The organism is Streptomyces marokkonensis (assembly GCF_008312835.1).
Classification (GTDB): domain Bacteria; phylum Actinomycetota; class Actinomycetes; order Streptomycetales; family Streptomycetaceae; genus Streptomyces; species Streptomyces marokkonensis_A.
Map to the genome: position 1 here is coordinate 147,573 of NZ_VSKS01000001.1, position 13,674 is coordinate 161,246.

Annotated in this window: 14 protein-coding genes and 1 pseudogene; 8 read left to right on the forward strand and 7 right to left on the reverse strand. The window is 70.5% G+C overall.

What is annotated here, in order from left to right:
- The first annotated feature begins 67 nt into the window (after positions 1–67).
- From F1615_RS00635 to F1615_RS00645, 3 genes are all read left to right on the forward strand, one after another.
- The gene (locus F1615_RS00635; protein WP_149546842.1) at positions 68–274 is read left to right on the forward strand and encodes a hypothetical protein; all 207 of its coding nucleotides are present in this window, start codon (positions 68–70) and stop codon (positions 272–274) included.
- Positions 261–1,652 (forward strand): amidase, encoded by a 1,392-nt coding sequence (locus tag F1615_RS00640; protein ID WP_149546843.1) that lies wholly within the window; start codon positions 261–263, stop codon positions 1,650–1,652. The genes F1615_RS00635 and F1615_RS00640 overlap by 14 nt, the downstream gene beginning before the upstream one ends.
- Positions 1,653–1,794: 142 nt before the next feature.
- A complete protein-coding gene (locus F1615_RS00645; protein ID WP_149546844.1) occupies positions 1,795–2,424 on the forward strand; it encodes a TetR/AcrR family transcriptional regulator in 630 nt (209 codons plus the stop codon).
- A gap of 267 nt (positions 2,425–2,691) precedes the next feature.
- Here the strand turns inward: F1615_RS00645 and F1615_RS00650 are convergent, their stop codons facing one another.
- A complete protein-coding gene (locus F1615_RS00650) occupies positions 2,692–3,147 on the reverse strand; it encodes a hypothetical protein (RefSeq protein WP_208818222.1) in 456 nt (151 codons plus the stop codon).
- Between the two features lie 392 nt (positions 3,148–3,539).
- Here F1615_RS00650 and F1615_RS00655 point away from each other — a divergent pair, with 392 nt between their 5' ends.
- Together F1615_RS00655 and F1615_RS36065 are read left to right on the forward strand one after the other, a co-directional pair.
- Positions 3,540–4,250: a glycoside hydrolase family 11 protein gene (locus F1615_RS00655; RefSeq protein ID WP_149546845.1), complete on the forward strand. Its 711-nt coding sequence runs from the start codon at positions 3,540–3,542 to the stop codon at positions 4,248–4,250.
- A 271-nt stretch (positions 4,251–4,521) separates the two neighbouring features.
- Positions 4,522–5,225 (forward strand): annotated as a pseudogene (locus F1615_RS36065) (ATP-binding protein); the annotation flags it as partial.
- 261 nt (positions 5,226–5,486) lie between these two features.
- On the opposite strand, the gene F1615_RS00665 reads toward F1615_RS36065, so the two are convergent.
- Positions 5,487–5,774 carry a zf-HC2 domain-containing protein gene (locus F1615_RS00665; RefSeq protein WP_244328594.1) on the reverse strand — a complete coding sequence of 96 codons (288 nt, stop codon included), beginning with the start codon at positions 5,772–5,774 and terminating at the stop codon, positions 5,487–5,489.
- Between the two features lie 48 nt (positions 5,775–5,822).
- On the opposite strand from F1615_RS00665, the gene F1615_RS00670 reads away from it, so the two are divergent.
- Entirely contained in the window at positions 5,823–6,110 is a 288-nt protein-coding gene (locus F1615_RS00670; protein WP_149546846.1) for a hypothetical protein, read from the forward strand.
- A 158-nt stretch (positions 6,111–6,268) separates the two neighbouring features.
- Here the strand turns inward: F1615_RS00670 and F1615_RS00675 are convergent, their stop codons facing one another.
- Positions 6,269–7,702, reverse strand: coding sequence for an endo-1,4-beta-xylanase (locus tag F1615_RS00675; protein WP_149546847.1), 1,434 nt, complete (start codon positions 7,700–7,702; stop codon positions 6,269–6,271).
- A 581-nt stretch (positions 7,703–8,283) separates the two neighbouring features.
- Here F1615_RS00675 and F1615_RS00680 point away from each other — a divergent pair.
- The gene (locus F1615_RS00680; RefSeq protein WP_149546848.1) at positions 8,284–9,708 is read left to right on the forward strand and encodes a non-reducing end alpha-L-arabinofuranosidase family hydrolase; all 1,425 of its coding nucleotides are present in this window, start codon (positions 8,284–8,286) and stop codon (positions 9,706–9,708) included.
- Between the two features lie 159 nt (positions 9,709–9,867).
- Positions 9,868–10,431, forward strand: a complete 564-nt coding sequence (locus F1615_RS00685) for a GNAT family N-acetyltransferase (RefSeq protein WP_149546849.1) — start codon at positions 9,868–9,870, stop codon at positions 10,429–10,431.
- A 39-nt stretch (positions 10,432–10,470) separates the two neighbouring features.
- Here the strand turns inward: F1615_RS00685 and F1615_RS00690 are convergent, their stop codons facing one another.
- The 4 genes from F1615_RS00690 to F1615_RS00705 all read right to left on the reverse strand — a co-directional run bounded on the left by F1615_RS00690 (position 10,471) and on the right by F1615_RS00705 (position 13,652).
- Positions 10,471–10,923: an OsmC family protein gene (locus F1615_RS00690; protein ID WP_149546850.1), complete on the reverse strand. Its 453-nt coding sequence runs from the start codon at positions 10,921–10,923 to the stop codon at positions 10,471–10,473.
- Between the two features lie 189 nt (positions 10,924–11,112).
- Positions 11,113–11,406, reverse strand: coding sequence for a hypothetical protein (locus F1615_RS00695; protein ID WP_244328595.1), 294 nt, complete (start codon positions 11,404–11,406; stop codon positions 11,113–11,115).
- Positions 11,407–11,558: 152 nt separating this feature from the next.
- On the reverse strand, positions 11,559–12,164 hold the full coding sequence (locus F1615_RS00700; protein ID WP_149546851.1) for a class I SAM-dependent methyltransferase: 606 nt from the start codon (positions 12,162–12,164) through the stop codon (positions 11,559–11,561).
- A gap of 102 nt (positions 12,165–12,266) precedes the next feature.
- Positions 12,267–13,652 (reverse strand): MBL fold metallo-hydrolase, encoded by a 1,386-nt coding sequence (locus tag F1615_RS00705; protein ID WP_149546852.1) that lies wholly within the window; start codon positions 13,650–13,652, stop codon positions 12,267–12,269.
- Positions 13,653–13,674: the final 22 nt, after the last annotated feature.

Genomic DNA, 13,674 nt, shown 5'->3' on the forward strand with positions numbered 1-13,674 from the left:
TTTTACGGTGGCCGGAGGTCCTGTACCAGCCCCGGCCCGTCGCGCCGCACAGATCCGGAAGGAAGCCATGACCAGCGAACTCACCCCCCAAGAGGCAGCCCGAGGGGCGCTGCGGGCGGGGCTCCCCCTCGGGGACGGCCGACACGAAGGAGTCGCCATGACGGCCAACCACATCCACTCCGTGATCAGCACGTTGCGCGAGCTCGATTTCGGCGAGACCCCTCCCGCGTCCTCCTACCGAGCCGGACAGGGGAACGCCGATGCAACCGTTTGAGCTGTCGCTGACCGAAGCCTCCCGTGCGGTGCGCGCACGGGAGCTGTCCCCCGTCGAACTCACCGAATCGGTACTCGCCCGTATTGCCGCCGTCGAAGGACGGCTGGGCGCCTACGTCACCGTCGCCGCCGACGCGGCCCTGGCCGCAGCGGCCCGCGCCGAACGGGAGATCTCCGGAAGCGGACCGCGCGGGCCGCTGCACGGGATCCCCATGGCGCTCAAGGATCTGATCGACGCAGAGGGGATACCCACCACGGCGAGCTCGCACGTCCGGGCAGGGCACGTGGCGGAACGCGACAGCCGGGTGGCCGAACGGCTCGGCGCCGCCGGGGCCGTCCTCCTGGGCAAGACGCACACGCACGAGTTCGCCTACGGCCTGACCACTCCGCAGACGAACAACGCCTGGGACCACAGCCGGGTTGCGGGCGGGTCGAGCGGCGGCTCGGCGGTAGCTGTCGCCGCCGGCGGGGCGACGTTCGCCATGGGCACGGACACGGGCGGTTCCATCCGGGTCCCCGCGGCCCTGAACGGCGTGGTGGGCCTCAAGCCGACCTACGGCCTGGTCCCACGCACAGGCGTGACCTCGCTGTCCTGGTCCCTGGACCACGTGGGCCCTCTCACCCGCACCGTCCAGGACGCCGCGCTGGTGCTGTCGGCGACCGCCGGGCACGACCCGCGCGACCCGGCGAGCGTGTCCGGCCCGATGCTGGACCGCTTCCCGGGCGGCGACCTGCGAGGACTGAAGGTCGGCGTACCGCGGAACCACTACTTCGACCGGGTCACGCCCGAGGTCGAGGAGTCCGTACGCGGCGCGATCGAGCGGCTGGCGGAGCTGGGGGCGGAGCTCGTCGACGTCGAGATCCCGATGGCGCGTTACATCCAGGCCGTTCAGTGGGGGCTGATGGTTCCCGAGGCCACCGCCTACCACGAGCGGTCGCTGCGGGCCACCCCCGACCTGTACGCGGCGGACGTTCGCATCCTGCTGGAGGCCGGCGAACTCACCTCTGCGGGCGACTACCTCCGCGCCCAGCGGGCCCGCACCATGATGCGAGACGCCTGGGCTCGCATGTTCGACGGAATCGACGTCCTCGCCGCGCCGACGGTGCCGATGACCGCCGCCGAGGCGGGGCAGGAAGCCGTCGAGTGGGCCGACGGCACGACCGAGGCCGTGTCGGACAGCTACGTCCGCCTCTGTGCCCCAGCCAACATCACCGGCGTCCCGGCCCTCACCCTGCCGGTCGGTCACGACCGCGCCGGACTGCCGATCGGTATGCAGCTGATGGCGCGCCCCTTCCACGACGCGACGGTGCTCCGTGTGGGCCGGGTCTACGAGGAGTCGGTGGCCGGCGCGGGGCGGCTTGCTCCCCTCGCTGCCTGACGGAAGGCGGACGTTCCAGCCGGCATGTGGTCGCGTCGCTGCGGGGGCGTCCGCCGTGCTCGGGCGCCCGGACACGTAGCCCCGCGGGTCGCCGACGCCGGCCACCGCCTAGAAGCAACAAAATCGCATTAAGGTGGATCGCATGAGTCCCAGGCCCATGGTCCGCCCCGGCGGGCGCAGCGCACGCGTACAGGAGTCCGTCCACGCGGCGGTACGTGAACTCGTAGGGGAGGTGGGCCGCGACGCGCTCACGGTCCCGATGGTGGCCACTCGGGCGGGCGTGACCCCCTCCACGATCTACCGTCGCTGGGGCGACCTGCAGGAACTCCTGTCCGACGTGGCCGTCGAACGACTGCGCCCGGAAACTGATCCGGCCGATCTCGGAAGCCTGCGGGCCGATCTCGACGCGTGGGCGGAACAGTTCCTCGACGAGATGGCCTCGCCGCCCGGGCGCGCCTACATCCGGGACGCCCTGCTCGGCGACCCCGACGGAACCAATGCCGGTCAGTGTTCGGCGTATGCCGCAGAGCAGATCGACGTCGTGTTGGCCCGTGCGGTGCAGCGGGGGGAGCCGGTGCCCGAGACGGAACTGCTGATCGACCGTGTCGTGGCGCCGATCATGTACCGCATCCTCTTCCGCCCTGGCCGACTGGACGCCGCATACGCGCGCGAGCTCGTGACGAACGCCGTGTACGCCCAGCAGGTCGAGGCTGGCGCTCGCCCCACCCAGGCAGCCGCCCCTCGGCGCTCGAAGAAGAAGACCGACAACTGACCACTCTGCTCATCGGGCGGTCCGGCCACCGGGCCGTGGAGGCCAAGCGGCTGGCTGTAGTGGCAGGGGTCCTGAACTCCTCCGTCCGGACTTCCCTGGTCCCTCTCAGGAGGACCTGCCTGGACGGGGCCCCGCGAGCCCGGCGGATCGGCCCCGACGGTTCGTGCTCCGCCGGACGCTACTCGGTGCGCAGCGCAGTGGCCGTACGCGCCCTGGCCGCCCAGCCGGCCGGGACCAGCGCGCCCAGCACCGCGATCACGACTCCGCTCAGCCCCCAGCAGGGGCAGCTGAACGGGCTCGTACGACGAGGAACGTCCTGGGCTCGGCCGACTTGAAGTCGGCCATGTCCGCGTGGATCTCCAGCCGGCTGCCCGGCGTGTCGAAGGACTCGCCCACGATCCGCAGGTTCGCGGTCTTCTTCTCGTAGGTCACCCGCACCGCGTCACCGAGCTTGGTGCTGGTCCTTTCCAGGAAGCGCGAGGGCACCACGAACTGTCCTTTACCAGTGATCCAGCGCCCGGAGATCATCTCGTAGCCGCCGGAACGCGAATCGCCCTCGTAGAGGCCGGCCTGGATCGATCCTGAGACCCCGGCCACGGTGACCTCGGTCTGGATCTTGCCGTAGTACGACTCCGTGCCCGGCTGCGACGTGACGGCGGCCCGCACCGTCGCCGGTTCGGCGACCTTTGGCTTCTTTGACGTGCTCGCCGCGCTGTTCTCCACGGGAGGTTCCCGATGGGGCCGCCGCAGTAGCGTCCACGCTCGAAAGTTTCGAGTGTCAAGCACATGCTTTCGTTGTGTCCCCTTCATGCCTCATCTCGTCCCTCGCAAGGTTTCGCGCGAGGGACGGCTTGAGCAGCGAAGACGTACTTGCCAAGACCTCTTCTGGTGAAAAACATGTTTCCGAAAGGATGCCGAAAGTATTGACAGGGTCATGGTGTTCTACGAAAACTGTGGCCACCGAACGACAGGAGACCGTCGTTCCCCTCGCGTCATGTGACCGGGGAGGGCGGTCGGTCGTTGCGGCATGACGACGGGTGATCCCCGCCGTGTTCCATGCAAGGCCGCGGGCAGCGGAAGCCGCCCGCCCCCACCAGCCTTCATCGGGAGAACGCATGCAGAAGGACCAGATCCAGCAGAACCCCGCTTCCCTCAGTGGCTTGAGCCGACGAGGCTTCCTCGGCGGCGCCGGCACCGTAGCGCTCGCCACCGCGTCCGGACTGCTGCTGCCCGGCACCGCCCACGCCGCCACCACCATCACCACCAACCAGACCGGCTACGACGGCATGTACTACTCGTTCTGGACCGACGGCGGCGGCTCCGTCTCCATGACGCTCAACGGCGGCGGCAGTTACAGCACCCGGTGGACCAACTGCGGCAACTTCGTCGCCGGCAAGGGCTGGAGCACCGGCGGGCGTAGGACGGTCCGCTACACCGGCTACTTCAACCCGTCGGGCAACGGCTACGGCTGCCTCTACGGCTGGACATCGAACCCGCTGGTGGAGTACTACATCGTCGACAACTGGGGCAGCTACCGGCCCACCGGCGAGTACAGGGGCACCGTCCACAGCGACGGCGGCACGTACGACATCTACAAGACGACGCGGTACAACGCCCCCTCCGTCGAGGGCACCCGCACCTTCGACCAGTACTGGAGCGTCCGGCAGTCGAAGGTGACCAGCGGCTCCGGCACCATCACCACTGGCAACCACTTCGACGCCTGGGCGCGCGCGGGTATGAACATGGGTCAGTTCAGGTACTACATGATCATGGCCACCGAGGGTTACCGGAGCAGCGGAAGCTCGAACATCACGGTCAGCGGCTGACCTCCGTCCGGCGAACGACCGGCTGCGGGTTCCGTCCTCGTGGCGGGTCCCGCAGCCGTGGCGAACTCGACACCGCGGTGGGGGCACCCCCGGCCGAAGGCTGGGGGAGGCCGACCGGTTCGACAAACAGCACCTCCACACGGCGGTCGGCGACATCCCACCCCACGAGCACGAGACCCACCACTACGCTCGACACCAACCCCCAACCGGCAGCCGGAGTCAACGCATAGAGCCTCCACCGGTCCCGGATTGGTTCAGGTCCCTGCCCGGATGGTTCGGCATCCTCACCGCGATCGCCCAGGGTGCCTCCACGCCCACGAAGGTCGGTGCGGCCCTGGAGCGTCAACGCGACGCCGTGAGCCATCCGTTGGACGTGCTGGAGTCCACGGGCTACATCCAGCGTGAGCAGGACATCCTGCGGCCCCGACACCCGGTCATCACGCTTGCCGGCCCGTCATCCGCTTCAACCAGCCCATCGCCCTGCCCCAAGCCGCCACGGTCGAGCAGGGTTTCGCGGAACAGGCATGGCAGGCCGCCGCACCGACCTTCAACTCCAAGATCCTGGGTCCACATTTCGAGGACCTCGCCCGCATCTTCACCCGCCGCTACGCACACGCGCTCCTCCCCGGGGGCCTGCCGGGCCCGGTCGGCACCACCGAGGTCGCCGACCCGGCGGCCCGTACCAAGCACGAGGTCGACGTCATCGCCCTCGCCCTGGGCGAGCGTCCGCAGGCGCCGCGCGCTCGGATCGCCCTGATCGGCGAGGCCCAGGCCACCGCCGCTCGCCGCGGAACCGGCGATCTGCAACGCCTGGAGCGCATCCGAAGCCTGCTCACCGACCGCGGCTACGACACGACGGGCGCCACGCTGGCCTTGTTCTCTCTCCACGGCTTCTGTCCCGACCTGGTTGACGCCGTGGCTCGGTGTGATGATCTCCTGCTGGTCGACCTGCCGGGTCTTTACGGGATCGGGTAGCCAAACAACTTGGAGACTCGTCCCAGCCCTTCGACCGGCACGTTCGAAGAGCGCGAACTTGACTTGGGGGACTAGGAGTTGCCCTTCGGCCCGTTCCTCGCGCTGCGACTGCGGGTGCGTACGCCCCGTTCGGCTCCGTCCCACCAGAACGCCCGCCCTCGGCCCTTGCCGCCGCCTCGCCAACGCTCTCGTGATCCGGGGTCGACTGCGCTGCGGCGCTGATCTCCTCCGCTCCTCCAGCCCCCGCCGGATCGGTCCTGCTCAGGCACCGGCCGGTGGCGAGGCGCTGTCCGGCTCGTCCCCGGTCCGGCCCTGCTCGTCGCGCACGAGGGACCGGCCGAACGCGGTGAGCCGTGCCACCGCGTCCACATCGGGCTCCGCGCGGCGGGCCAGCGCGCTGCGGATCTCCTGGTAGACCGATGCTTCCAGACCACACCGCCGGCAGTCCTCCAGGTGGACCACGACCCCCGACGGCGACCGCGTGCTCGTACGCCTCGCCACCGCCGACGGTCCTCGCGAGGTGCTCGCCGACCACGTCGTCTCGCTCACCGGCTACACCGGCGACCACACCCTCTACCGTCAGCTCCAGGTCCACGAGTGCTACGCCACCGGCGCCCCCATGAACCTCTCCGCCGCCCTGCTCGGCGCGGCGGGCTGGGCGACTGCCTCGCCCAGCCCGCCACCGGCATCGCCCAGCTCCGCAGCCCCGAGCCCGACTGCTTCATCCTGGATGCCAAGTCCTACGGCCGCCTGAACACCTTCCTGCTGCGCACCGGCTACCAGCAGGTCGACGAGATCGCCGCCGGGTACGCGGCGACGGATCCCCGCACCGTCCGTCCGGGCCACGGCCGGACTCCGCGTACCTCACCGGCCCGCCCGGCGTGATCGTTTTCCGTGCCCGGTGGGCCAACGAGCATGGCGATCGCGAGGGTCGCCGCCGGCACGGCGGCGACCCGGGACCGTCAACGATGTCTTCCTGGAGGGGCGGGAGAAGCCGCACCGCAGGCCGTCATCGCTTCGCCCTTCGCTCGTGGCAGGTCCCCTCAGGTGCGGGTCCAACGCTGGTTGCTGCCGTTGGAGCAGGAGTAGAGCTGTATCAGCGTGCCGTTGGCGGTGCCGGCCCCGACGGCGTCGAGGCAGAGGCCGGACTGGACGCCGACGACGGATCCGTCGGAGTTGAGGCGCCACTTCTGGTTGTCGCCGCCCCAGCAGCTGTAGATCTGGACCGTGGAGCCGTTGCCGGTGCCGGCGGCGTCCAGGCACTTGTTGCCGTAGACCCTGAGCTCGCCGGCGTCGGTGTAGGTCCACTGCTGGTTGGTGCCGCTGTGGCAGTCCCACAGCTGGACCCGGGTGCCGTCGGTGGTGCCGGCGTCGGGCACGTCCAGGCAGCGGCCCGAACCGACGCCCTTGAGCGTTCCGCCGTCCGCGGGCGGTGTGGTGGAGCCGCCGTTGAGCGCGTTGAGGACGGCGGTGTACGCGGGCTTCTTGCTGCCGTCGTTGTTGAACAGCAGCGGGGTGTCCCCCGACCGCCACGAGTCGCTGTCGCGCACGCCCCAGACGGTGATGCCGAGGCAGCGCGGGACGGCCAGGCAGTCGTTGGTCACGTTGGCGTAGGTCGAGGACGGGGCGCCCTGGATGTCGAGCTCGGTGACGGCCACGTCGACGCCGAGTGCGGCGAAGTTCTGCAGAGTGGTGCGGAAGTTGCTGTTGTAGGGGCTGCCGCTGTTGAAGTGCGCCTGGAAGCCGACGCAGTCGATCGGCACGCCGCGCTGCTTGAAGTCCCGGACCATGGCGTACATGGCCTGGGTCTTGGCCCAGGTCCAGTTCTCGACGTTGTAGTCGTTGTAGCAGAGCTTGGCGGACGGGTCGGCGGCGCGCGCGGTGCGGAAGGCGACCTCGATCCAGTCGTTGCCGGTGCGCTGCAGGTTGGAGTCGCGCCGGGCCCCCGAACTGCCGTCGGCGAAGGCCTCGTTCACGACGTCCCACTGGGCGATCTTGCCCTTGTAGTGGGCCATCACGCCGTTGATGTGGTCGATCATCGCCTGGCGCAGTGCGCCGCCGCTGAGGCTCTGCATCCAGCCGGGCTGCTGGGAGTGCCAGGCCAGGGTGTGGCCGCGCACCTGCTTGCCGTTCTGCACCGCCCAGTTGTAGACACGGTCGGCGGCGGTGAAGTTGAACTGGCCCCGCTGCGGTTCGGTGGCGTCGATCTTCATCTCGTTCTCGGCCGTCACCGAGTTGAACTCACGGTTCGCGATCGTCGTGTACGTCGAGTCGCCCAGCCTGCCCGAGGCGATGGCGACGCCGAAGTAGCGGCCGCTCTGCGCCGCCGCGGCGCCGAGCGTGCTCTCGGCTGCGTGCGCGGTCGGCGGCGCGACCAGTGCGGTGGCCGTACCGAGGACGCCGACGACCATGGCCAACAGCAGGCCGCGGATCTTCCGGCGGACCCCAACGGGTCCGGGTGGGGCGTACGAGCCCATGAGTGTGCCTCCAAGGTGGAAAGGAAGGACTGAAGCGCGGGGGAGCGCGTCGTCCGCTCCGATGCGGCAACGGACGGACGGGGTGGGCCTGGGCCCGGGCAGTACGGAGTCACCGGACACCGCGGTCACGGGCGGCGTGGTTCGAGATATCGAGCTGTGGCCGGTTTCCCAGACAGGAATGATTGAGGCGTTGATGACGCATCGTCAATACCTCGACCGAAGAAAGTTTCTGTCGATTGCTCGAAACATTCGATGCTCCGATGGGTCGGGTGGTGCGCCCCCGGCGGCGCCGTCGGCGGGGGCGTCGGCTCGGGCGTCACGTGGGGTGGGGCTCGGTCATGTGCCGTGCGGCATACGCCCTTTCACCCGGATGCGGCCGCACATGTTTCGGCGTCGACAGCGACGCATGCGAAAGGTATTGACGCCGTTCACCGGTTACCTATCATTCAGGTTGCTCGACACTTCGACCTTTGTTCGATATCACGAACATTTTGAGTCGCTCTGCCGCACCGCACCGACAGTCCGGACAACCTCTGACGAGGCCGACCGGAACCGCCCACTCAAGGTGGAGGAAGTTCTTCATGCGCAGAGGAAGTTTCAGCCGCAGGCATCCGTCCGTGGTGCTTGCCGCCTTGGCCGCTGCCCTGGCCGCGCTGGCCGCGATGCTCGTCGCCACCCCGGCCCAGGCAGCCGGCACCGGCGCCTTACGCGGTGTTGCCTCGGGCCGGTGTCTCGATGTGCCCGGTGCCAGCCAGACCGACGGCACGTACCTGCAGATCTACGACTGCTGGAACGGGACCAACCAGCAGTGGACGTCGACGGACGCCAACCAGCTGACCGTGTACGGCAACAAGTGCCTGGATGTACCGGGCCACGCCACCACGGCCGGTACCCGGGTGCAGATCTGGGGCTGCTCCGGTGGCGCGAACCAGCAGTGGCGGGTGAACTCCGACGGCACGGTCGTCGGCGTGGAGTCCGGGCTGTGCCTGGAGACGGCGGGCGCCGGTACGGCCAACGGCACGGCGGTGCAGCTCGGGGCGTGCAACGGCGGCAGCAGCCAGAAGTGGACCGGACTGACCGGAACGCCGCCGACGGACGGCACGTGTACTCTTCCGTCCACGTACCGGTGGACGTCGACGGGTGTGCTGGCGCAGCCGGCCAACGGGTGGGCCGCGGTGAAGGACTTCACCACCGTGACGCACAACGGCAGGCACCTGGTTTACGCGACGAACGTGTCGGGATCGTCGTACGGCTCGATGATGTTCAGTCCCTTCACGAACTGGTCGGACATGGCGTCCGCCCGCCAGACCGGGATGAGCCAGGCCGCGGTGGCGCCCACGCTGTTCTACTTCGCGCCCAAGAACATCTGGGTGCTGGCCTACCAGTGGGGTTCGTGGCCCTTCATCTACCGCACGTCGAGCGACCCCACCAACCCCAACGGCTGGTCCTCTCCGCAGCCCCTGTTCACCGGGAGCATCTCCGGTTCCGACACCGGCCCGATCGACCAGACCCTGATCGCCGACGGCCAGAACATGTACCTGTTCTTCGCCGGTGACAACGGCAAGATCTACCGGGCGAGCATGCCGATCGGGAACTTCCCGGGCAACTTCGGATCGTCGTACACGACGATCATGAGCGACACGAAGGCCAACCTCTTCGAGGGCGTACAGGTCTACAAGGTTCAGGGGCAGAACCAGTACCTCATGATCGTCGAGGCGATGGGCGCGAACGGGCGCTACTTCCGCTCCTTCACCGCCTCCAGCCTGAGCGGCTCGTGGACCCCGCAGGCCGCCAGCGAGAGCAACCCCTTCGCGGGCAAGGCCAACAGCGGTGCCACCTGGACCAACGACATCAGCCACGGTGACCTGGTCCGCAACAACCCCGACCAGACCATGACCATCGACCCCTGCAACCTGCAGTTCCTCTACCAGGGCAAGGATCCCAACGCGGGCGGCGACTACAACCGACTGCCGTGGCGGCCGGGTGTCCTGACCCTGCGGCGCTGACCTTCCGCCTGCTGACCGGCACTCACCGCCTTCGAGGAACCCCGGCCGTGCGGCGGCCGGGGTTCCTCCCGTCGGTGGACCGGCCCGGTCCGGGAAGCGGACGGGTCCGGACCGGCCGAAAGCCGTCCGTCGTGGTCCGGGCGGTCGTAGCGTCGAGCTGTGACCACTGTTGACGACTCCTCCTACCGGTACCGCAACGCCGTCCCCGAGGACGCCGAAGCCATCGAGGCCCTGGACGGCTCCTTCACCACCGGCACGGTCTTCGAGGTGACCGTGACAGGGGACGGGTTCACGCTGCGCGAGATTCCGGTGGACCCGCCCCTGACCAAGGTGTTCGGCGGGGAGGAGGACGACGAGGACGACGAGGACCGTGCGGACTCCCGCACCTTCGTCGCCCACGGGGCCGCCGGCGGCCTGGCCGGGTTCGTCGTCGTCTCGTACTCCGGGTGGAACCGTCGGTTGACCGTCGAGGACATCGAGATCGCCCCGGAGCACCGGGGGCGGGGGGTCGGCCGGACGCTGATGGGGCTCGCGGTGGAGTTCGCCCGTGAACGGGGTGCCGGGCACCTCTGGCTGGAGGTCACCAACGTCAACGCGCCCGCCATCCACGCCTACCGGCACATGGGCTTCGCCTTCTGCGGGCTGGACACCGCCCTGTACGAGGGCACCCCCTCCGAGGGCGAGCAGGCGCTGTTCATGAGCATGCCCCTGCCTCCGGGCTGACAGCAGGGGCACACGGGCGGGGTGGCAGCCGATGCTCCGTCAGGGTGCCAGTTCGATGGCGATCTCGGGCGGCTGCTGCAGGGTGTTGTGGACCGTGCAGTGCGAGGCCACGGCCAGCAGACCCGCGCGGCGCTGCTCGGGCAGCTCCGGCGGCGGGTCGATCACGAGGCGCAGGGCCGTCACACGGGCCGGCCGGTCGGTGGCCATGGTGAACTCGGTGCGGACCCGCAGTCCGGTGCGGGGCAGCCCGTGCCGGTGGAGGTAACGGCCCGCGTAGAACGCCACGCAGGTGGCCAGTGACGCCGCGAAGAACTCGGTCGGGGTGGGCGCGGTGTCCGTGCCTCCCGCCTCCAGCGGCTGGTCGACCCGGAGGCGGTGTCCGCGGACGTCCACCGTGTAGGCGTCCCCCTCGGCGTGGGTGACCTCGAGACGGTGCACGTCCACGGGCTGCGGGCGGTGCGTGCCGAGAGTCTGCGGTGTGCTGCCGGTCATGGCCGGGCCCCCTTCGATGGTGTCGGTCCCCCGGATACCAGTCGACCACCGGGGGCGGTCCGCCGCGAGGGGCCGACGGGGTACGACGGGGGCCGTTCGGCTCTCGTGCACGCCGTCCCGGGCGATATACCCTGCCCGGTATCGGTCGAGACGGTCGCCGAACCGGTGCGGGCAGCCGTCGGCGCCCGCTCAGGACGCGGAGGAGGCCTCCCGGGCCGGCCCGACCGGCCCGGCACCCCGCTCGGCCAGGCCCGCGTGCCGGAGGAGCAGGTCCGCCAGGTCACGTGCCTCGCCCGCGGTGAGCGCCGCCCACGTTCCCGGTTCACCGCCCCGGTCCGGGCCCACGTCCAGGGCGATCCGGTCGATGGGCCGCTCCGCGGACGCGAGCCGCAGGCGCCGCACGGCGATCCTGCGCCCGCAGGTCGTCACGATGCCGCCGCCCCCGCTCGTGGGGGGCAGGTGGTCAGGTCCTGCCGTCTTCATCGCTCTCACGCTCCTTGCCGGGTTACGGTGACGGTCCCCGGCGGGTCTCGCCGCGGCTGCCCTGCCCGACGGGGCACAAGGAACAGCGCCCGGCGCGCCCGCGTTGTTCCCCGGCGCGGGCAGTGCTCCGGCCGGTGGACGCGCCGGCGGCGTCATCTCCGTACGGCGCGGACGAGCGCGTCCAGCGCGGTGCGGCTGTGGCCCTCGGTGTCGACCACCGGCCGGGCGACCGTCTCGGCCCGCACGACATCGGCGTACGGCCGCCAGACGCCGGCGACCTGGTCGGCGGTGCAGAGCACGTCCGGATCCCGCGGGCCGCCGTGGCCGTGGTCGAGGTTGGCGGCGTCGTGGCCGACGAGCAGCAGGGTCCCGCCCGTACGCACGGCGGTGGCGGCCCGGGACAGCACCTCGGCCAACTGCGGCCACGGCACCTGCAGATACGCGATCAGGGCCAGGCCGTACGACGCGACCGGGGGCGCCCAGTCCATGAGATCGGCCTGGACGGTGCGCACGCGCACGTCCCGTTCGGCGGCCAGCCGCCCGGCCTTCTCCAGGGCAACGGCGGAGAAGTCGACGGCGTCCACCTCCCAGCCCCGTTCCGCGAGCCAGACCGCGTTGCGGCCCTCGCCGGCGGCGATGTCCACCGCCCGCCCGGACGGCTCCAGGCCGGCGAGCTCCTGTGCGACGAACCGGTTGGGCTCGGCCTTCCAGACCAGTTCGCTGCCGCGGTACCGCTCGTCCCAGCCCGCTGCGTCCATCGTGCGCACCTCATTCCTCGGTGTGGGTGGATCCCCCTGTCCATCGGACCGCACCGGGGCGGGCGGCGGCACGGTCGCCGCCCGCCCGGGTGCGCGGCCGGCTCAGACGTCGGCGGACGCGGGCAGGGCGAGCCAGGCGCCGTAGCCGCCGAGCAGGTCGGAGACGTCCGTGTGGCCCTTGTGGCGCAGCAGGCTGGCGGCGATGGAGGAGCGGTGGCCGCCCGCGCAGTGCACGACCACGGGACGGCCGGCGGGGATCTCGTCCGTGCGGCCGGCGAGTTCGGCCAGCGGGATGTGCAGCGAGCCCTCGATGAGGCCCTCTTCGCGCTCGGCGGTGTTGCGCACGTCCACGACCAGCGGCGGCTCGTCGCCGTCCAGCAGCCGGCGCAGCTCGTCGGCGGTCAGACGGCTGGCCTGCCCCATCTCGTCGGCCAGGGCCGGGAAGGCGCCCTCGGGCTCGCGCAGGTAGCCGCCGACCTTGTCGAAGCCGATCCGGGCGAGCCGGGTGACGATCTCCTCCTCGCGGTCCTGCGGCGCGACCACGAGCACCTCCTGCTCGGGGCCGACGACCGTGCCCGCCTGCTCGGCGAACCGGCCGTCCGCGGGCACGTTGACCGCGCCGCGCAGATGACCGGGCGCGAAGTCCTGCGGTGAGCGGGCGTCGACCACGACCGCTCCCGCCGCGCGCCGCTCCATGAACTCCCCGGGCGACAGCGGCCGGGGCGCGGCGGCGGCGTCGAACAGACCGTGCTCCTTGCGGTTGAGGATGGCGTCGTACACGAAGTAGGCGGGCGCGGAGGGCTGTCCCGCGGTCACCAGTTCCACGAACCGCTCCTCGCTCATGGGCCGGCAGGCGTAGTTGGTGGCGCGCTGCTCGCCGATGGTGGACTGGCGCCGGGTGGAGAGGTTCTTGCCGCAGGCGGAGCCGGCCCCGTGGGCGGGGAAGACGCGGACGGCGTCGGGGAGGGCCATCAGCTTGTGCTGGACGGTGTCGTACAGCATCCTGCCGAGTTCGTCGGCGGTCACGCCGATCGAGGCCAGCAGGTCGGGGCGGCCCACATCGCCGATGAACAGCGCGTCACCGGTCAGGACGCCGTACGGGACGGTGTCCGCCGCGTGCTCGTACACCAGGATGCTGATCGACTCCGGCGTGTGGCCGGGGGTCTCGAGGATCTGCAGCTGGACGTCGCCGAGGCTGATCCGTTCGCCGTCCGTGAGTGCGCGGACGGGGTACTCCGCCTCGGCCCGCTGACCGTAGCCGATCCAGGCTCCGGTGCTGTCCGCGAGCTCCAGGTGGCCGGCGAGGAAGTCGGCGTGGAAGTGGGTGTTGACGACCGCCTCGATGGTGAAGCCGTGGGCCTCGGCGTCGGTGAGGTACTCGGAGACGTCCCGGCGCGGGTCCACGACGACGGCCCTGCCGGTGGTCTCGTCGGCGATCATGTAGGACGCCTGGGAGAGGCAGTCCAGGTAGTACTGGGCGAAGAACATGGTCGGTCGACCTCCATGTCGA